This is a genomic window from Candidatus Zixiibacteriota bacterium (genome assembly GCA_029860345.1).
Taxonomy (GTDB): Bacteria; Zixibacteria; MSB-5A5; order GN15; family FEB-12; genus JAJRTA01.
Window position 1 is genome coordinate 45,215 of the sequence record JAOUBJ010000001.1, and the last position, 19,777, is coordinate 64,991.

Sequence of the window (19,777 nt, forward strand, 5' to 3'; positions counted from 1 at the left end):
CCTGCTGCGGCAGGAAGTCATAATGGAACCACGATCCAATTATGTCGTGAGGCGCGCTTTGCGCCGATCTTTGTACCATCTAACAACCTGGGTCCGGCGCCACAGGTACGGATTGGGAACCACCAGTATATGCACCAGGCGTGTGAACGGGAAAAACGTGACCAGCCCAAAAGCCAACACCACGTGCAGCTTGACCATCCACGGCATCCCGCTCATATACGTCACATTGGGACTAAATTTCACCAGTGACCAGAGGTACGGCGTCATGGAAGTTGCATACCACGACGATCCCCAGCGATAGACAACCGCGATGTAGATACCTATCGCGACTTGCGCAGCCAGCATGATGAGGAGAATCCAGTCTGATACGGACGTGACCTCGTTTATCTTGCTGTACTTGCGCCGTCTTACGATCAGATTCACCAGGCCAACCAAGGCCAGCACCGCGAATATCAGAGCAGAAATCTCCAGCACGAACAAACGCCAGGGCACCCGATTCCAGGCCAGCAGTTGCTCCGGTATCAGAAAGGCCACAAGGTGACCGGTCAGAATGGTCAGGATTCCATAGTGAAAAGGAACCATGCCCCAGAAGTGGAATTGGTTTTCGAGAAACTGCGATGACAGCGAGGAGTAACTGAACGACTGAGCTCTATAACGCTGTATCGTTACCAGGAAGAAAACGAACAGCGCCATGTACGGCAGAACTCCGAACAGCAGCTGGTTATAATCTGTTAAGAAACTACCCATTATTCACTCCTTGTGCCGATAGATTGTGTCGGCTTTTTATCTCCCGACAAATGCCATCAAGCACATTCGAGTACACATTATCTTTACCTTCGAATCCCGCCAGCATTTTCTCAACCGCCGGCAGGACAAACATCGAGGCAAACTCACCCGCTTCGTCAGCGTCCATTTTACCTAAAGCCTCAAGAACATGGGGCAGATGATCCGGCAGCTCGGCCGATTCGGTCAGACCAAGCTGACGAAGTGTCTGCCGCATTTTGACAATGAAAGTACCTCGTTCGTATCGTTCGCCAAAGAGATGCCAGCCGACTTCCAGGGCGCAAACCGGATTGATATCAAAGGTGCGGGTGTACAGCTCCTGCATCTGTTCAAGCGAGGCATCTCGAATACCTTCCACGAATCGCCGCACCGGGTCCAGCGCAGTCGAGTCGGCCCTATCAAGGCCGCTGACACAATCGTCCAGGCGCAAGGTCTGATCGGTCTCCGGGTACTTCAGCAAGCGACCGAGGCTTTCATAGATATTGTTGGTGACATGATCGTTCACAATCCCCTCCTGGGGCCGGAAGTGAATCCAAAGCCTGCTTCCTGCCTGCGAACATGTGGATCGGTGAGCGCCTCGATAGCTTCCTCACGATGCGACGGTGGGATTACAAACCGGTCTTCAAAGGTACACAGCGAAGTGAGCCGGTAAATCTCTTCGGCCTGTTCCCGCGTACAATCAGCTTCGTGAAGCATCCGGTCTACGGTTTCGGCGGAAACATCACCGACGGTGAGCGACCTTCGATACCAGCGCACCGCTTTCTGTTTGCGCAGGGCGTAGGCAACTTTGCCGGTCTGCCCGGCGGCCAGAAGGTTGCCGAGGAACTTCATGGGGACCCGTGATTCGTCGATGTCATGGAACAAATCATCGGATACACTTTTAAGCGTGTTGTCCTTGTCGGTAGCAATCACCGGCGACATCGGCGGCACATAGAACAACATCGGGAGAGTCCTGAATTCCAGATGCGGCGGCAGGGCCATCTTCCATTCCTTAACATACTTGTAAACGGGTGAAGCCTGGGCCGACTTGATTACCGAATCATGAATGCCGGACCGTTGTGCTGCCGCGATTACTTCCGGGTCTGATGGATTCAGAATCATCGAACGGTGTCCTTCAATCAGCTCGTCCTGCGGCATCTCCGCAACTTCCTCGACCCGGTCGGCATCATAGAGCAGCACACCGAGATATCGAATGCGACCCACGCATGAATGGAAGCAAGCCGGCGCCTGTCCGGTCTCAATTCGTGGATAGCACAGGAGACACTTTTCCGATTTCCCCGTTGACCAGTTGTAGTAGGTCTTTTTGTAGGGACAGGCTGAGATGCACGAGCGCCAGGCCCGGCAGCGGCTCTGGTCGATCAGCACGATTCCGTCCTCGCCACGTTTATAAAGCGCACCCGATGGACACGAAGCTACACAGGCCGGGTTCAAACAGTGGTTGCAAATGCGCGGGAGATAGAAAAACACCAACTGCTGCACGGCAAACAACTGCTTACGCTGCTCCTCGGTCAGACCTTCAAGGTTGGGATCGTTCTCCGCATACAGCGGCGATCCTCCGAGGTCATCATCCCAGTTGGGACCGGCTTCGACATCGATATGTTCACCGGTGACCATCGAAATGGGACGCGCTGTCGGCTGGTCGTCCCCCTGGGGAGCATTGAAGAGATTCTGGTAGTCGTAGGTCCAGGGTTCGTAGTAGTCGTCCATGCTGGGCTGATTGGGATTGTGAAATATATTTGGAATCAGCCGCGCCGGTCCGGTCGATTTGAGTTGGACCTTGTTTCCTTTCTTTTCCCAACCGCCTTTGTATTTGTCCTGGTCCTCCCACTTGGTGGGATATCCCGTGCCCGGTTTTGTTTCGACATTGTTGAACCACATGTACTCGGTGCCTTTGCGGTCGGTCCAGATGTTTTTGCAGGCAATACTGCAAGTGTGACAACCGATGCACTTGTCCAGATGGAACATCATTGATATTTGCGAACGCACATTCATGCTATAGACTCCTTATCTGCTACCAGATCAACTGGGGAAGTTTGCGCACCAGTATGTGGGTGTCACGGTTGCAACCGATCGGCCCCCAGTAGTTGAAGTGATATGTAAATTGGCCGTAACCACCGGCCATAAAATTCGGTTTTAGCCGCGTGCGGGTAAGACTGTTGTGCCCACCGGCGCGACGGCCTTTGCGAAGAGGAGACTTGGGCACAGAGTATGTGCGCTCCGGCGAATGATACTGGATGCACACGCCCGGGGGTATGCGAGCACTGACGGCGGCGCGAGTGACCACGACACCGTGGTCGTTGTGCACTTCGACCCAGTCGTTGTCGACCACACCGATATCCTCGGCATCCTTAACGTTCATCCAGAGCGGCTCCACCCCGCGCGACAGAGTCGTCATGCGCTGGTTGTCGCCGTATGTCGAATGAATGTGCCACTTGCCGTGCGGTGTCAGGTAGTTCAGCATCTTAGACGCACCTGCCTCCTTGTCAAAACGCAGGTCCGAATACTGTGTTGGAAGTGGTTTCGGTTTATAGGTAGGCAAATGTTCACCGAATTGCAGATACATCGGATGATCCAGGTAGAAATGCTGACGTCCGGTCAGAGTGCGCCACGGCACCAACGCTTCGACATTGTATGTGAACGGCGAATATGCGCGCCCTTCCTCGATCAGTCCGGACCACATCGGGCTGTTGATGAATCGCTGGGGTTGAGCCTGGATACCTTTGTAGGTGGCCCGTACCGACCGATACTTCTCAACCAGATGCACCAGCGGCAGGCCGACTTTCTTTTCCATGTTCTGATAAGAGCGGTAGGCCAGTTCGCCATTGGTTACACTGGCAAACTCCAGGATGATGTTGCAGACATCGGCGTCATTCTTGAGTGACAAATATGTTCCGCCGTTCCAACTTTCGGTCGGTAAGCGCGTCAGGGCTTCCTCATACACATCATCAATCTGGTATTGTGTACCGTGGGCGCTCAATCCGGCCTTGCGGACATTGGGACCATACGATATCAGCTGCTGGTAGAGGTCCTTGTATTGTCGTTTGACCACTTTCAGGTTCGGCATGGTTTTGCCGGGGATCGGCTCGACCTCTCCCTTCTTCCAGTCTTTCAACTCAGGCTGCGCAATCTCTGCCGGAGAATCGTGAGCCAACGGCGCCGCAACCAGGTCTTCGACCGGTTCGGGGAAATGTTTTTCGGACAACTCGGAGAATTTCTTGGCTATGGCCTGAAATATCTGCCAATCACTTTTCGATTCCCAACATGGCGGTACCGCCTCGGACAAGGGATGAATGAAGCTATGCATGTCGGTGGAGTTCAAGTCGGCCTTCTCGTACCAGGTTGCGGCGGGCAAAACGATATCCGAGTACAACGCCGAGGTATCCATGCGGAAGTTCAGGTCTACGACAAGGTCCATCTTTCCTTGCGGCGCGTGCTCATGCCACTTGATCTCTTTGACGGATTCCTCGGCCATATCTTCGGCAATGGTGTTGGTGTGGGTGCCGAGATAGTGTTTCAAAAAGTACTCATGCCCCTTGGAGGAGGACATCAACGCGTTACCGCGCCAGATATACCAGACGCGCGGCCAGTTTTCCGGTGCGTCCGGGTCCTCGACGGAGAACTTCAAATCGCCTGACTTCAGTTGTGACACTACCTTCTTGACAACTTCGTCGTTGTCGGCAGCGCCGTCCGCCTTGGCATCCTTGACGACATCTATCGGGTTCTTATTGAACTGAGGATAGAACGGCAGCCAGCCATTACGCACGGCGCGCGACTGCACGTCCATGGTATGCCCTTTGGCCAGCGTGTTCGCAGGCTGCTGACGCGGCACGGTGTGATAGTCGGTGAACTCTTTTTCATAGCGCCACTGGTCGGTGTGAACATAGTGCCAGCTGGGTGCATTCTGGACCCGTGACGGTGGGAACCAGTCTTTGGCCAGTGCAATACTACCCCACGACTCGCCGGGAGCCAGTTTTTCCTGACCGACATAGTGCGCCAGGCCGCCGCCGTTGACGCCGATACAGCCACAGAACATCAAAGCGTTGATCCCGGCCCGGTACATCAAGTTGGCGTGGTACCAGTGGTTGATACCAGCGCCGATAATTATCGTGCATTTGCCGTTGGTGTGTTCGGCTGTCGATGCCCACTCGCGTGCGAAGCGGATAACCATATCACGGTTCATGCCGGTATACTTCTCCGACCAGGCGGGCGTGTACGGGGCGTCATCGTCGTATGACGAAGGGTAGGACCCATCGAGACCGCGCGCGACGCCATACTGAGCCATGAGCAAATCGTAGGCTGTCGTGACCAAAACAGTTTCGCCTGAGTGGGTGGTGATTCTCTTCACCGGCACGGCGCGGTTGAACTCATCGGCTTGACCGAAGTCATCGAAATTGACCGACACGGTTGCATCGTTGGCATCAAGAAAGGTCAGTTCCGGATCAATACTGCTGCCGTCGACACCGTCTTTCAAAGTCAGGTTCCATTTCCCCATCTCCTTGCCCCAGCGATGACCCACGCTGCCCATCGGCATCTTGGGTTTCTGATCGGCGGCATCCCACATGAGGAACTTCCAGTCGCCATTCTCGACGTCTTTGTATGGGTCGAGACGGTTAGCGCGAAGCAGTTGTCCCGGGCGGTAGGTGCCTTCCTCGTCACCTTCGGTCAACTCAACCAGCATGGGAGCGTCGGTGTACTTCTTGGTGTATTCGATGAAGTAAGGCGTCTTTTTTTCGTGGTGAAACTCTTTGAGAATGACATGATTGACGGCCATCCACCATGCGCCGTCCTGTCCGGCATTGAGCGACACCCATTCGTCGGCGTACTTGGCTACTTGGTTGAAATCCGGAGCGAAGACCCACATCTTGGAACCGTTGTGGCGCGCCTCGGCGGCAAAGTGACAGTCGGGCGTCCGAGTCATGTTAAGGTTGGAACCCATCACGGCCAGCATCTTGGCGTTGTACCAATCGGCTGACTCCTGTACATCGGTCTGCTCACCCCAGGTTTCCGGAGAGGCGGGCGGCAGATCGCAGTACCAATCGTAGAACGAAAGCGAGATGCCACCCATCAATTGGAGCATCCGGGACCCAGCCGCATAGCTGATCATCGACATTGCCGGAATGGGTGAGAAACCGGCGATTCGGTCGGGGCCGTGCTTCTTGATAGTGTAGATATTGGCCGCAGCCATGATCTCAAGCACCGTATCCCAACTGGCCCTGCGGAACCCACCCTTTCCTCGCGCCGTCTGCCAGCGCGCCCGCGCTTCGGGGTCTTCGACCATGGCCGTCCACGCTTTGACCGGGTCTTCGTGTTCATCGCGGGCTTGCTTGTAGATGTCCAGCAAAGTGCCGCGAATGTAGGGATACTTCACGCGCAAGGGGCTGTAGAGATACCATGAGAACGAAATACCGCGTTGACAGCCGCGAGGCTCGTAGGGAGGTAGCGAGGCTTCCAGGGAGGGATAGTCAAGCTGTTGCATTTCCCAGGTTACGATCCCTTCTTTGACACATATCTGCCAACTGCATCCGCCGGTGCAATTGACCCCGTGCGTACTCCTGACCACCTTGTCATGCTGCCAGCGATTGCGGTAGAACTCTTCCCAGCTTCTCAGCTTGGGATCTATTTCATCTTTTATCCAGGGAATGGATCCATGCTTACTCAATGGTCACCTCTTCTTTATTGACTCAGTAATGAGAGGGCGCCTGACCGCGCGGAACCGTTTGCTCCAGATTCCGCCGAAGGCCACCATACCGAAAATACCGCCACCCAGGCCGCAAACAACGACGGCCAGCCAGATGATGAATGTGTCGGGATCATACTCAGCCTGCCCCGACACCGACTCAAAGAACATGGCCAGTTCTCTGGTTTCATCCGCATCTAACTCGTGGCCTTTGAAAACCGAACGCATAGTCTCCGTCGCCGGTGAGGACAACCAGGCCTGAAGCGCCGTGCGGCCGTTGAGGCGTCCGAAGATACCGGTCAGGTCCGGCCCCAGTTGGCCACCCAGACCGGAACCTGAAGCGTTGACACTATGACATGAAACACAGGCCGGACCGCCTTTGGCCAACATCTTCCGGCCGGCAAATATCTCCAGCCCCAGAGCGGCCACGCTGTCGGAGAAAGGCTCCAGCGCTTTGGGCGTACCGAAAAACTGTGAGGAATCAAGGGCCGATTCGGCATCTATGAAATCCAGGAGCGCTTCGACGTTGGCGCGAGTGATCCCCGGGACATTGGTCATCAGGGCGCCGTTGGATTCGTCTTTCAGTTTCATGGCCACCGGGTCCTGCGCGTCGAGCATCGACTTGGGATCGAGAATAAATCGGATCATCCAGTTGCGATCCTGCCTCTGCGACACGTTTTTCAAATCCGGGCCGACCAGTCGTCCGCCGCCGATCCAGTGGCAGTTTGCACAGTTCTGTTTGAAGTATTGGGCTATATCGATTTGGCCGCGGACACTCGGCGCCATGCTCAGTAGAAGGACCAACGCTCCGGCGAGTACCAAGGGTAAACCGGCCAATCTCGACCGTAGAAAACGGATCGTCCTGGGGCTTTTTGTTTTGTTCAACTGCGAACTCATCGCGTATACCTCACAGTCTCGTGTTTCCTGCTCATCGTCCCGACCCGGGCGATGTTGATTCTTCAGCCATCAATTCCATGGCGCGGTCGATCGGTATTCGGTAATGTGTGCCGGCCGAGTCAAGTGGCTCCTGGGCGTTCAACAGCGCGTCCTCTCTACCCTGCAAATCGATCAACTCCCGCGGAATCCGAGGGGGCGACTGGCCCGACCGCACCTGGTCCTGCACCGATACGACATATTCGTTCAGGCAGACAAAGGCCAACACCAATAGAGTCACAGCGACATAGGTGATGACGATCAGGGATCGCGTACGAACACCGCGTCTTGTATTCAACGATCTGTTTTGGTCGTTTGAGTCACTCATGCTTAAGTATTCTCGAACTTCATTGAGTTCTTTAGACTTGGATCGCCCATCGGTATCACCGGGTGTGAACTGTATTTTCGCCAGAAGTACCAAACGAATATCCCACCGACGCCAACTATGGATGTGAGATCCATCCACGACAGGTGCGGACTGTGTTCATGCAGCGTCGGGAACACCAGCCAGTGCAGGTCGACCCAGCGCATAAGCAGTACCCACACGGCCATGGAGCCCAGCACAATCAGGTTGCGTTTGGATGCCCGCGTTATCAGCACTACAAAAGGAAGCACAAAATGACCGAAGATCATCAACAGACTGACCCAGCGCCAGCCGCTATACCAGCGATGATGGAACCAAATGGTCTCTTCGGGGATGTTCGCATACCAGATCAGCATATACTGTGAAAAGCCCATGTAGGCCCAGAAGATGATAAAACCGAACAGCAGTTTTCCAAGGTCGTGATAGTGTTCGATTGTCACCACCTCGTTCAAGACCGATCGGCGTCTCAGATGGATACCTATGAGGACCATGAATGACAGAACGGCCAGCAAGCTGCCGGTGAAAAAATAGACGCCGAAAATGGTCGAATACCAGTGTGCATCCAATGACATCAGCCAGTCAAACGATGCAAAACTCAAGGTCAGAGCAAACAGTATCATGCCCGGCGCGCTGATTCTTCTGAATCTCTGAGTCAGTGAGGCTGAGTGACCGCTATCCTGTTTGAGCGATGTGCGGTAGAGAGACAAGGCCAGAATCGACCAGATTACAAAGTAGCCGATGGATCGTATCACGAAGAAAGTCGGGTTGAGATAGGGCGCCTTTTGAGTTAGGATGGCATCGTTGGCCACCACCTCGACATGACTCCAATGATACAATTCACCCATCCCCAACAGCACGGGGATAGCAAACACGGCCATCAACGGCAGTGTCGCGGCAACGCTTTCCGACCAGCGGCGGAGCACTGTGCTCCACTCGGCGTTGACCAAATGATGCAACATGGTGAAAAACAATCCACCCAGGCCGATGGATACCCAGAACGCAAAAGCAACCAGGTAGGAATGATAGAACTGTTTCGTGTCGGTAAAATACCCCAGCGAAGTAGCGGCCAGTCCGATCAGACCAATAACTAACGACACCGAGCCGAGCTTGCCTTTGTCGGTAAGCCTGAATGTGTTTTGGTCAAGTTTCATTCTGTCCGGTCCTGCTGTGTGGTGTCGACCGGCGGTGGCGGGAGATCATCCGCGGTTGCATTCTGAGAGCGCTGCAAGGCTCTCACGTATGCGACTATTGCCCACCGATCGGCCACCGGCACCTGGAAACGATAGGCCGCCATGTTATTCTTGCCGTTGGTGATAACGTTGAATATGTGTCCGTCTTCGATGTTTCGCATCCGTTCGTCGTGAAGAGTCGGCGGCGGCAACATGCCGCGTTGGCTCATGACGCCTTTGCCGTCACCCACCCGGCCGTGGCAGGGCGAACAGAAAATGTCGAATCGTTCCTGTCCCCGTTTCAGAAGATGCATACTGATCGGCAGCGGTGACTTCTTCACCAATTGGCTGTCAACAACGAATCCGGTGTTGTACACCATGTCTGTGGTGAGTTGTCCGCGCGCAATGGTTCCTTCGATTGGTTTTCGCATGGCCATGTTATTGTCAAAGAACGGTCCCGCTTCCTGGGCTTCGTACCTCGGTTGATCATCCATGTTCGGCACGACGTGGATCGGCGTATCCTGCGACGGCCGGCCGCGATGGCAACCCGGAATTACTGCCACAAGAGACAGCAAGAATACTCCCGCCTTCGCAAGCACGCGCAATTGTGGCCACATCCGTGTCATTTGCTCTTTACAACCTCCACATTGGTGGCACCTATCGATTTCAGCAAAGCTACCGTCTCCGCTTGAATGAACTTGGGGTCATCCGCCTCGACACTGACAAAGAAACCGCCATCGGTCACTCGCCTGAACTGCTCGGAAGAAAACAACGGATGGTGCAACCGGGGAAACTTGTTAAGAGCTATCATTCCCAGGGTCGCCATGATAGCTGAAGCGAGAATAGTTATCGCGAAAATCGGGGGGATGAAGGCCTGGTAACTAAACAGCGGCTTGCCCGAGATTATCAACGGGTAATCAAGCACGCTCACCCAGTAAATGAACAGAGTGATGCCGAGCAATCCGGCCAGCCCGGCAATACCTATCATATATCCCAACGGGGACCTACCCAGACCCATGCTTTTGTCCATACCGTGAATGGGAAACGGTGAGTGGCAATCAAACTTCGAATAGCCTGCGCCGCGAATCTGCCCGGCTGCTTTCAGCAGAGTGTCCGAACCTGAAAACTCAGCCAGGATGCCGAAGACTTTTTTGCTGCTATCAGACATGGGCATCTCCCTTGGCGTGCGGATCAGCCTGCGGCAGGATTGCTTTTACCTCCGACATGGCCACCATCGGCAGGAACCTGAGGAACAACAGGAACATGGTGAAAAACAGACCGAACGATCCGATCAGCAAACCGATATCGTGCCAGGTTGGGCTGTAGTAATCCCACGCCGACGGCAGGTAATCGCGGGCCAGCGTGATCACGATCACGAATCGCTCGAACCACATGCCTACATTGATGAGAATCGATGCGATAAACATCACCACCAGATGGTTGCGCAGTTTTTTGAACCAGAAAAGTTGCGGCACGAATACATTGCATGAGATCATTATCCAGTAAGCCCAGGCATAAGGGCCGAAGGCGCGGTTGACGAAGGCAAACTGTTCGTACATGTTGCCTGAGTACCATGAGATGAAGAACTCCATCCCATAAGCGTAGCCGACCATCATACCAGTCAGCAACATGATCATGTTCATGCGTTCGAGCACTTTCTGCGTGATGATGTGCTGCAGCTTGAAGGCATAGCGCGCGATCAATGACAGCGTCATGACCATGGCAAAGCCTGAAAAAATCGCACCCGCCACGAAATAGGGCGGGAAGATGGTGGTGTGCCATCCCGGAACGACGGCGGTTGCAAAGTCGGTCGAAACAATACTGTGAACGGACAGCACCAACGGAGTCGAGAGCCCGGCCAGAACCAGGTAAGCCAGTTCATAATGTCGCCATTGGCGATTACCACCGCGCCAACCGAGTGAGAAAAGACCATAGAGCACTTGCTTGATTTTGCCCACGGCCCGATCACGCAGGGTGGCCAGGTCGGGAATCAGCCCCACATACCAAAACATAAACGAACAGGCAAAGTATGTCCCCACCGCGAAGGCATCCCACAAAAGCGGACTACGGAAATTGGGCCACATATACATCTGATTGGGAATGGGCATGGTCCAGTAGATCACCCAGATGCGGCCGACATGGATAGTCGGGAAAATCAGAGCGCAGATGACGGCAAAAATCGTCATCGCCTCGGCGAAACGGTTGATCGCCGTGCGCCAGCGTTGACGCAGCAAGAATAGAATGGCGGAGATCAAGGTTCCGGCATGACCGATACCTACCCAGAAAACAAAATTCACAATTGCAAAACCCCAGCCGACCGGGTTCTGCAATCCCCAAACGCCGATCCCTTCCCAAAAGAGATAGCCGATCAGAGCGAAAAAACCGATGGCCAGCGTAAGTGAAGTGCTGAACATCACCTTCCAGGCGGTGGGCGTTTTCGCTTCCGGGATGCGGCAGACCGACTCGGTGATTGACTCGAAAGTCGGATTGCCCGTCACCAGAACATCGGGGCCACTTTGGTCCGTGCTTGAACTCAACTCGGCATCTCCGGGTTAGGGTTGCGAACCTTGGCCAGGTAGGAGGTTCTGGGCTTGACATTCAGTTCCGCCAGCAGATCGTAACTGCGCTTGTTCAATTTGACACGGGACACTTCACTCTTGGGGTCATTGATGTCTCCAAATACGATGGCGCCGCTGGGGCAAGCCTGCTGACAAGCCGGGCTGACCTCGCCGTCCTGCACCTGGCGGCCTTCCAGCTTGGCCGTGCGCTTGGCAGCGGTGATTCGCTGCGCGCAGTAGCTGCATTTTTCCATCACACCTCGTGAACGAACCGTTACGTCGGGATTCTGGGCCATCTTGGTGACCTCGGGCATGTTTTCGGTAAGATGGAAGAAATTAAATCGCCTGACTTTGTAGGGACAGTTGTTGGCGCAATAGCGGGTGCCAACGCAACGATTGTAGACCATCGCATTCAGACCTTCCGAATCATGAACGGTGGCCGCAACCGGGCAGACCTGTTCGCAAGGTGCATTCTCACAGTGATGACAAGCGACCGGCTGATGGACTATCTGAGGATCATCAACATCGCCTACGAAGTAGCGGTCGAGCCTGATCCAATGCATCTCGCGACCCATGCGAGTCTCAGCCTTGCCGACAATCGGAATATTGTTTTCACTTTGACAGGCAATCGTGCAAACGTTGCAGCCAGTGCACTTGGTAAGATCGATGGTCATCCCCCATTGGTGTCCCTTGTCGTATTCGTGCTCCTTCCACAACGATTTGAGAGGTGGATGCTCGACCGCCGCCTTGGCAAACGACGGCAGAATTCGATACTTTTCCAAATCCGCCTCACGAACAATCGGACGGCCCTCCATGCTGCCGTGATCCTGGGTATTGGCCAACTCGTACTCGCGGCCGGTGGCCGTCAGTGACACGTCATGGCCATAATGAAGGGCCGACATAGTTCTGAGAGTATAGGTATTAAAACCGACCCCGTTGCCAACCCTGCCAGATTCTGTACGGCCATAGCCGAGGGCCAGCCCGACCACGTCGTCAGCCTGTCCGGGAACGATCCAGATTGGCATGCTCATACTCCGGCCGGCATGGGTCAGGTCGACCATATCTTCATTCTTGACGCCGAGGCGTCGTGCCGTGGCCGGACTGACTGTGGCCACATTGTCCCAGGATAACTTGGTGATCGGATCGGGCAGTTCTTGTAGCCAGCCGTTGTTGGCGCCGGTACCGTCGTTGAGAGTGTTGTCGGCATGGAAGACGAACTGGAGTTCGTCTGAACCGCTGCCCTTCCCGGATGCAGCCAGAGCTTCGGCAATCAGACCGGGAGCCACCTGGGGGTCTGCAATTGCGTAGCCTGTGTCAGCTACGATGCCGTCATGCAACGCCTGCGACCACTGATCGTCAAAACCGCCGCCCCACTCCTGTTGCCAGGTTTGACGAACGAGATCATAACCCTTGTTATTTTTTTCACTATTTAGGGCAGAAACAAATTCAATGTCCGGCTTGCCACCAAACAGCGGCTCAATCAGAGGCTGTACCATCCCCACCGTACCATCAGCCGCTCTTGTGTCGCCAAAACTTTCGAGAAAGTGGGCGCGCGGAATATGCCAGGTAGTTTCACGCGAGGTTTCGTCTCGGTGCGAGCTGAGGTGGATCGAAGTCGCAACTTTTTTGAGCGCCTCACCGAATGCAAGATCGACCGGGGCGTTATACACCGGATTGCCACCGAGCATCACCAGTGTTGATACGCTCCCACCCTTCATGCGATCAATGAGAGTCTTCAGACCATCACTGGAGGATTGAACGGCATCGTTTGGCTCAAGATATGAGACAGTGTTTCCGACGCTGCCCAGGAGATCATTGAGATACATGGCCAACGCGTGCACTGCCTGCGGCTGACGACGCCCTGCAACGACCAGTGACCGTGGTCCGGCCTGGGCCAGATCGGCGGCCAATGGCGCCACCCAGGCACGACAGGCAGCCGGTAATTCGGTCGAGTCCATCGTGATCTGACCGTCAACCGGTACACCGTTGTCCCGTAAAGCCGCAGCTACGGCCGTGGCGAAGACCGGAATCAGGTCAGGTTTCAGAGCCAATCGGTGATCAGCCGACGCGCCGGTCACGCTGAAAAGGCTCTCCACTACGTACAGGCGATTCATCGAATCCTGTTCAGTATCCAGGTGACGTCCGGCAGCAAATCCAGCGGCGGCAGTGACAGAATCGCTCTCAGTCAACAGGAAATCGGCATCCAGAGACAGGATGACTTGAGCCTGATCATAATTATAAACCGGCTGGTACCTGCTGCCGCCGGCCAGTTCAAAGCCTGCATAAATATTCTCATCACTAACCGGCTCCCAGCCTACCCAGGTAGCTTGGGGAAACCTGGCCTGGAATTGCTTCTTGAGTCGGGCCATGGTCGGTGAAGAATACGGCTCCGACAGAACAGCCAGTCGCGCACCGCCATCGCCGATCAGATCAGTCGACAGCTCCGACCATGCTGCGATGAAATCATCCCATGTCGCGGGCTGGTTGTCATGCAGCGGATGTTGTGAGCGGTCGGGGTCATACAGATCAAGTATGGCCGCCTGCATCTCAAGACTTGATTTTCCACGGGTGGATGGATGCAGTTCGTTGCCCTCGATTTTGGTGGGCCGCCCCTCATGGCTTTGCACTATCGCTCCGTAGGCTGAGTTGCCGCGCGGCATGGTGGTAGCAAAAAAATTAGGCAACCCCGGCGTCACAGATTCGGTATCCTTTGAGTAGGGGACGATTTTTTCCACCGGACGGCGGCAACCGGCCAACCCGGCCATAGCCATCGAAGCCGCCATCAGAGTCAGGAAACTGCGTCGCGACCAGGCGTTATCCATCTCATTGGCGCTCTGGGGAAACTCTTGCTCGACCCATTTCCTAAATTGAGGTGTATTGGCCCGTTCGTCCAGACTGCGCCAGTAATGTTTGCCGTTGGCGGATGGTTTTTGTTTCATCGATGACACCCTGTGCAATCTGAAGGCGGTGACAACGCTTTGTCCGTTATCATCTCGTGTGCAAAGGTCATCTGATCCGGCCCCGGCTGCCAGGCCATGTTTGTGATTTCCGATGCTGGACGAAGGTGTGGCCCTGGATCGCGATGGCAGTCCAGACACCAGCCCATACTCAACGACTGGCGCTGCGTGATGAGTTCCATCTGGTCTACCCGACCGTGACAACTTGAACAGCCGACACCCGCTCGCAAGTGCAGACTGTGATCAAAGTAAGCATAGTCGGGTAACTTGTGTACGCGCACCCACTCGATGGCGGTACCATCTGTCCAGCTTGAGCGCACGGCCTTGAGCTTGTCACTCTTGACCCCCACCAGGGCGTGGCAGTTCATGCATATCTGCGTCGAAGGAATCGAGGCCACCGGCGAGGACTCAACCGATACGTGGCAATAGCGGCAGTCTATTCCCAAATCACCGGCGTGCAGCTTGTGGCTGTAGGCAACCGGTTGATTGGGACGATATCCTACATCGGTATGGCTCGGTGATCCAAAGTACCAGATTCCGGCCACGACCGCGCCACCACTCAATACGGCCAGGCCGAGAACGACAAGAGGCAGTTTATTTATCCACTCAGGAAATATTTGTGGCAAAACTGTTCTTCAAGTTTTTTGGAGCGGGACCTGTCTTCGTTCCCAGTCCATCATTTGCTTCGTAGCGACCGCCTGACACCCCGGTTTCAACCGGCGTCCCCGAGTTATATGTCAGGTCCACAAAGTCGATGATCTATCCTACTGTTACTCGCTCTAAATGTCAATGAGATAATTGACGGCATGGAGCCAATTTATCCTTTGACTAAAGTCAAGCCAGACACAAATACCATTGGTTGGACGGCACAGATGTCCCTGACGATAGCCTGTCCGGCTGAAGCCTGCAACAAAAAAAACAGGCGCGGGATACTGCATAAGGCCATGACATTCAGGACCTTATTATGTCAGCGGGGACCAAAGGCGGCAGCGCAGTGACAGATATGCGCAATGCCAATCAGCCCCCGGAGGCGAACCTCCGGAGGCTTTGCAGAGAAAGAACCACGGACGACGTAGGTGTTTAAGGAATCAGAGAGAGAATGTCCATGGTTGTATCGAGAACCGGCGGAACCAGAACTTTGAGCGAGCTACTCGACTGTCTGAGTATCCCCTCATAATCGGTCGCGACGATAAGTCGACGCCCTCGACGGCTGAGCGAATTGACTTTCTTGTCGGCCAGTTTTTTGACTGGCCGAAGGTCACCGCCAAAGTAGGACACCACACCCTCCTCGGTGCCCGCGTAGACAACCCATGCCGAGGCATCGATTGTTCTTACGTTATTTGACGGAAGACCTTCGGCCGTCGTTATTGTTTCCCACCGCCCGCCGTCGTAGACATGCATTCCGCGAGTGGTACCGACATACAGATGTTCATGATTGTAGTCGAGCGTATTGACAGAGTCGAACATGGTCTGGTCGCGCAACAGGTATCTTTTGTTGAAGTCGTCGCCGTCCCAGCGGTACAACCCCTGTCCGTCCGATCCGACCCACAGACCACTCTCGTCGGCGACCATAGCCGACACGAAGACATCGTCCATCAGCAGATCGCTGGTTGTGCCGTCGTGTGAATAAAGTCCCTGTGCGGTGCCGACCATCAAGCGATCACCATAACTGTAGAGGCAGGTAATGTCGGCGCCCATCTCGACATCCAACTTCTTCAGCATAGCGCCATCGAACTGATAGAGATGCCGCCCACCGACATAGACGACACTGTCGTGAATCGTGACGGCCCTGAAATCGTCGTTCGCGGCGACCACTGTGTGCGACTTGTCGGAGAAGTCGTAGGTGATCACGCCTCCCTCGCAGACGGCAAAAAGTTTCGGACCCTCAACCACCATGTCGGCGATCTTCGTGACCAGTTGTACCGGCTCAGGTGCGATATCAACTATCGGGACTACCTGCTCGACCACGGTCTCGACGAATGCTTCGGCCGTGGTTTCAGCCGGACTCTTCTGGACTGCTTTCACGGTCGCAGCGCTCTCGGTCTCGCCGTCAGCGGCGCAACTGGCGAAGGTGAGAGCGGAAATCAGCAGTGCTGTGGCCATCGCTGTTAGTTTGGTTTTTGTGAACATCACGTCCTCCTTACGGTTTGGGTTTCCATTCTATCAACCGTATATCAAACGCGGTGCCAAGCCGTCAATTGCTTACATGTCAATAACTTAGCTGTGCGGAGAGGAGGCCCGGACGACGACAAACGTGTCAATTCGGACACACCTAACCGGGCCGTCCGGCCAAAGTTGTTCAATTCAGGGACTTACCAGTGTCGAAATTGACACAAATGTGTTCATCAAAAAACTTGTGTTCGTCCGGGCTGTTCTGTTGGTTGTATAAGTTATTGGAGGATATGATGGTTCACCTGACAGCCCGACATGTAATAGTGTCCTGTTGCCTCGTTTTGGCGGCAGCGTCTGTTGTGGCCGGCGGCACGCTCCAGACCCGCATCCTACAGTACAGTCAGGATCGGCTCTACTTCGCCTCCGGAACTGAGGCACATATCTACCCGCACAGCAGGTTCATTATAATGTGCGGCAACGATTCGATATATGAGGGCTGTATAAACAAATCGTTTCTGGGCGTGTCGTACAGCTATCCTGCCCTCGGGTTTTTTGACAGCCTGCCGCTTGATTCGTGCTGCGCAAAGATCGAGTCGGCTGAAGTTGACCGATCATCGATAATCAGAATCGGGCTTTCGGGAATCGAGCCACATCTCTGGCAACGTATGATGATCGATACGTCGAACCCTGGGAGTTCCTTTCCGAATCCGTTCAGTCCGGGTGATTCGATCAGGTCCGGCGGCAGCAGTGCGTCGATAAGCTCTTATCCCGATTACATCGATTTGGTGTTCAAAATGCAACTGGGAGAATTGGATGGGTTTGTTTCCTTTGTCAATCATGGTCAAGAGATGCCGGGCGACATTGTTATCGATGCCCAGGCTCCCTTTATCGTTGTCATGATTCCGAACCTATCACGAGACGTTAATCGCGGCGGGCAGCTTGCCGTTTCGCTGTACTACCGGTTCAACGAGGATAGGCTGCCATTGCTCTTTAGGGGAGACAACGCTACACCCATTCACAGTTTTTGTCCATCGGCTTCAGCAGGTGTCCGTCCATATCCATTCTCGACTCGGCAGGGACGTGAGCTTTTGGAACAACACCAAAACCGACCAAGGCAGGTGCATCTGGGTGTTTGGCGGGAATCGCTTGAGAAACCTGCCTTGTTTTTCGCCGATGTTCTCTCGCGAGACAGAGTCGAGGTGAAACTGGTCGACCGCTTTGAGGACGCTGACGTATGCTTCGCTTTAATTGAGTTCGATGAGCAAAACGATCTGCTCACTTTGAGACGGATCAACGATCTGCTCCGATCCGTCCCGACTGAGTTTATATTCCAACAGGAAGTGCTGGACAGCGTCGGTGTTTGCATCGCCACCGCCGCCGGGGAAACGGATAGCACTCAGCGTACCAAGTTCCTGCTTCGCGCCGACCAATACCTAATGCATGATCTGGGCGTCCTTCCCCTGTTTCGTCCCCGGGTCTATTTTCATGGCTCGAAACTCTTGACCGATTTTCGCTTCAGCGCCGGAGGACGCTTTGTGCTGAACGACCTGACGAAACTCAAGCTGCCGTCTCCGGGCGCCGGGTGCAGCCAATGACCTACACTGGGCGAATACGAGTCTACCTGATAGTTGTAGCCATGTTGCCACCGCTTCTGGTAATGTCGGTAATCTACTTTCACTCGGTCAGGCAGGTTGAAGCCTCGGATCGTCAGCATGCCGTCCAGAACCTTCAAAAGTATCAGATCTTTCTGCGCACCTTCGAGAGCGAACTGAACGACAACCTGGAAGCGCTTTTTGACTCTGAATCGCTGGGCCGGGCGCGATTACTGTTGCAATCCGGGCGTGAGGACAAAGTAGTGCTGACCCCTAAGCAGTTTGGGTTCGACTTCATGGAGATCATTGATACTGCTTACAGGGTAGTGGCAACGCATCATCGACCCGGCCTGTTGGGGGAGTCGATTCGACCGGCGCAGTTGTCGGAGGGTTTTGGCAACACCGGAAGTACTCACACCGTCGAATACGATGTCGGTGGACCACATGCGGCCGTTACATTGGTGAGACCGATCGACCCGGGCCTGTTGTTGTATACCGGTCGATACCTCGACACGCAATACCAACTTCGTCTTGCGGGATTACTGGATGCTGAGATTAACATCGTCATAGAGCCAAAGGTAACCGATATTCATCAGCAGATGGAACCGGGAACTCTGTACGATGTGGAAGGCGAGTACCACGCGGTGTTGACCAAGCCCTCGCCACCTGGTTTTATCACGGTGGCCACCTTTGCAACCGGGGTCGAGAAGCCCATCTTCATTTCGCTTTTGTCTGTTACCGGCTTAGTCGCCGCTCTGTCGGTCAGTTTTGCAATCGGACTGGGCATGTTCATCACCAACCGCGTCAAACGTGAAATCGATAATCTGGTGATGGCCTCGGTCGGAATAGCGGCCGGAGATTTTACCACCCCGGTGATGGCCTACGAGGAAGGGGAGTTTTCTTTGTTGGCCGAATCGTTCAACGACATGAAAACCAAACTGAAATCAACCCAGAAGAAACTGGCCACCAGTGAGAAAATCGCCGCCTGGCAGATGGTCGGGCGAAAACTGGCCCATGAGATAAAAAACCCTCTGACCCCGATCGTCATCGGAGTGGATGATCTCCGCCGCTCCTACCTGGAACAGCTACCCCAATTCGATCAGACGCTGGATCAAACAACCACTACGATAAAGAGCGAAGTCAGCCGAATGACCAAACTGCTGGAGCACTTCGCCGAATTCGCCCGCATGAGCGAACCGGTTATCCGTGTAGTGCCGGCCGATGACTTCGTCAATGAAGTAACCCTCTTGTACCGTCGAGAGGTTGAGTCAAACCGCTTAGCCGTTTTCAACAGCATCCAGCCAAAAGATGTCCGGCTTGATCCCGATGCGTTCAAACAGGTGCTGGTCAATCTAATCAAGAACGGGCTCGAAACCGCTGACGGGACTAAAGTGACAGTGACGCTGAACGATGACAAAAGTGATCTGGTGATCACGGTCGAAGATACGGGTCCTGGTTTTACTCATGAGAAACTACAAAACAGTTTCGAGCCGTATATATCGCACAAGACTGGTGGGGCCGGCCTGGGTTTGGTGATATGTCATCGCATCGTTCATGATCACGGCGGAACGATGGAGCTTTACAATCGACCTGAAGGAGGAGGCGGGGTACGCATCACGTTGCCCCAATAGG

The 19,777-nt window shown here is 54.5% G+C and carries 15 protein-coding genes; 2 read left to right on the forward strand and 13 right to left on the reverse strand.

What is annotated here, in order from left to right; genetic code table 11:
• Positions 1-39: 39 nt before the first annotated feature.
• The 13 genes from narI to OEV49_00190 form a co-directional block, all read right to left on the reverse strand.
• On the reverse strand, positions 40-747 hold the full coding sequence (gene narI / locus OEV49_00130) for a respiratory nitrate reductase subunit gamma (GenBank protein MDH3889464.1): 708 nt from the start codon (positions 745-747) through the stop codon (positions 40-42).
• Positions 740-1,288 (reverse strand): nitrate reductase molybdenum cofactor assembly chaperone, encoded by a 549-nt coding sequence (narJ, locus tag OEV49_00135; GenBank protein ID MDH3889465.1) that lies wholly within the window; start codon positions 1,286-1,288, stop codon positions 740-742. Before narJ ends, narI begins: the two co-directional genes overlap by 8 nt.
• Complete coding sequence (gene narH, locus OEV49_00140; protein ID MDH3889466.1) at positions 1,285-2,775, reverse strand: nitrate reductase subunit beta; 1,491 nt, start codon at positions 2,773-2,775, stop codon at positions 1,285-1,287. Before narH ends, narJ begins: the two co-directional genes overlap by 4 nt.
• A gap of 19 nt (positions 2,776-2,794) precedes the next feature.
• Positions 2,795-6,424: a nitrate reductase subunit alpha gene (locus OEV49_00145; protein MDH3889467.1), complete on the reverse strand. Its 3,630-nt coding sequence runs from the start codon at positions 6,422-6,424 to the stop codon at positions 2,795-2,797.
• 21 nt (positions 6,425-6,445) lie between these two features.
• Entirely contained in the window at positions 6,446-7,345 is a 900-nt protein-coding gene (locus OEV49_00150; protein ID MDH3889468.1) for a cytochrome c, read from the reverse strand.
• Positions 7,346-7,388: 43 nt separating this feature from the next.
• On the reverse strand, positions 7,389-7,721 hold the full coding sequence (locus tag OEV49_00155; GenBank protein MDH3889469.1) for a hypothetical protein: 333 nt from the start codon (positions 7,719-7,721) through the stop codon (positions 7,389-7,391).
• Between the two features lie 2 nt (positions 7,722-7,723).
• Positions 7,724-8,908: a hypothetical protein gene (locus OEV49_00160; GenBank protein MDH3889470.1), complete on the reverse strand. Its 1,185-nt coding sequence runs from the start codon at positions 8,906-8,908 to the stop codon at positions 7,724-7,726.
• Complete coding sequence (locus OEV49_00165) at positions 8,905-9,501, reverse strand: cytochrome c (protein ID MDH3889471.1); 597 nt, start codon at positions 9,499-9,501, stop codon at positions 8,905-8,907. Before OEV49_00165 ends, OEV49_00160 begins: the two co-directional genes overlap by 4 nt.
• 47 nt (positions 9,502-9,548) lie before the next feature.
• A complete protein-coding gene (locus OEV49_00170) occupies positions 9,549-10,094 on the reverse strand; it encodes a DUF3341 domain-containing protein (GenBank protein ID MDH3889472.1) in 546 nt (181 codons plus the stop codon).
• A complete protein-coding gene (nrfD, locus tag OEV49_00175; GenBank protein MDH3889473.1) occupies positions 10,087-11,340 on the reverse strand; it encodes a polysulfide reductase NrfD in 1,254 nt (417 codons plus the stop codon). Before nrfD ends, OEV49_00170 begins: the two co-directional genes overlap by 8 nt.
• Positions 11,341-11,459: 119 nt before the next feature.
• Positions 11,460-14,423: a TAT-variant-translocated molybdopterin oxidoreductase gene (locus OEV49_00180; protein MDH3889474.1), complete on the reverse strand. Its 2,964-nt coding sequence runs from the start codon at positions 14,421-14,423 to the stop codon at positions 11,460-11,462.
• Entirely contained in the window at positions 14,420-15,067 is a 648-nt protein-coding gene (locus OEV49_00185) for a cytochrome c family protein (GenBank protein ID MDH3889475.1), read from the reverse strand. Before OEV49_00185 ends, OEV49_00180 begins: the two co-directional genes overlap by 4 nt.
• 454 nt (positions 15,068-15,521) lie before the next feature.
• Positions 15,522-16,571, reverse strand: coding sequence for a hypothetical protein (locus OEV49_00190; protein ID MDH3889476.1), 1,050 nt, complete (start codon positions 16,569-16,571; stop codon positions 15,522-15,524).
• 272 nt (positions 16,572-16,843) lie between these two features.
• Here OEV49_00190 and OEV49_00195 point away from each other — a divergent pair, with 272 nt between their 5' ends.
• Together OEV49_00195 and OEV49_00200 are read left to right on the forward strand one after the other, a co-directional pair.
• Positions 16,844-18,148, forward strand: a complete 1,305-nt coding sequence (locus OEV49_00195; protein MDH3889477.1) for a hypothetical protein — start codon at positions 16,844-16,846, stop codon at positions 18,146-18,148.
• The gene (locus OEV49_00200) at positions 18,145-19,776 is read left to right on the forward strand and encodes an ATP-binding protein (GenBank protein ID MDH3889478.1); all 1,632 of its coding nucleotides are present in this window, start codon (positions 18,145-18,147) and stop codon (positions 19,774-19,776) included. The genes OEV49_00195 and OEV49_00200 overlap by 4 nt, the downstream gene beginning before the upstream one ends.
• Position 19,777 lies beyond the last annotated feature (1 nt).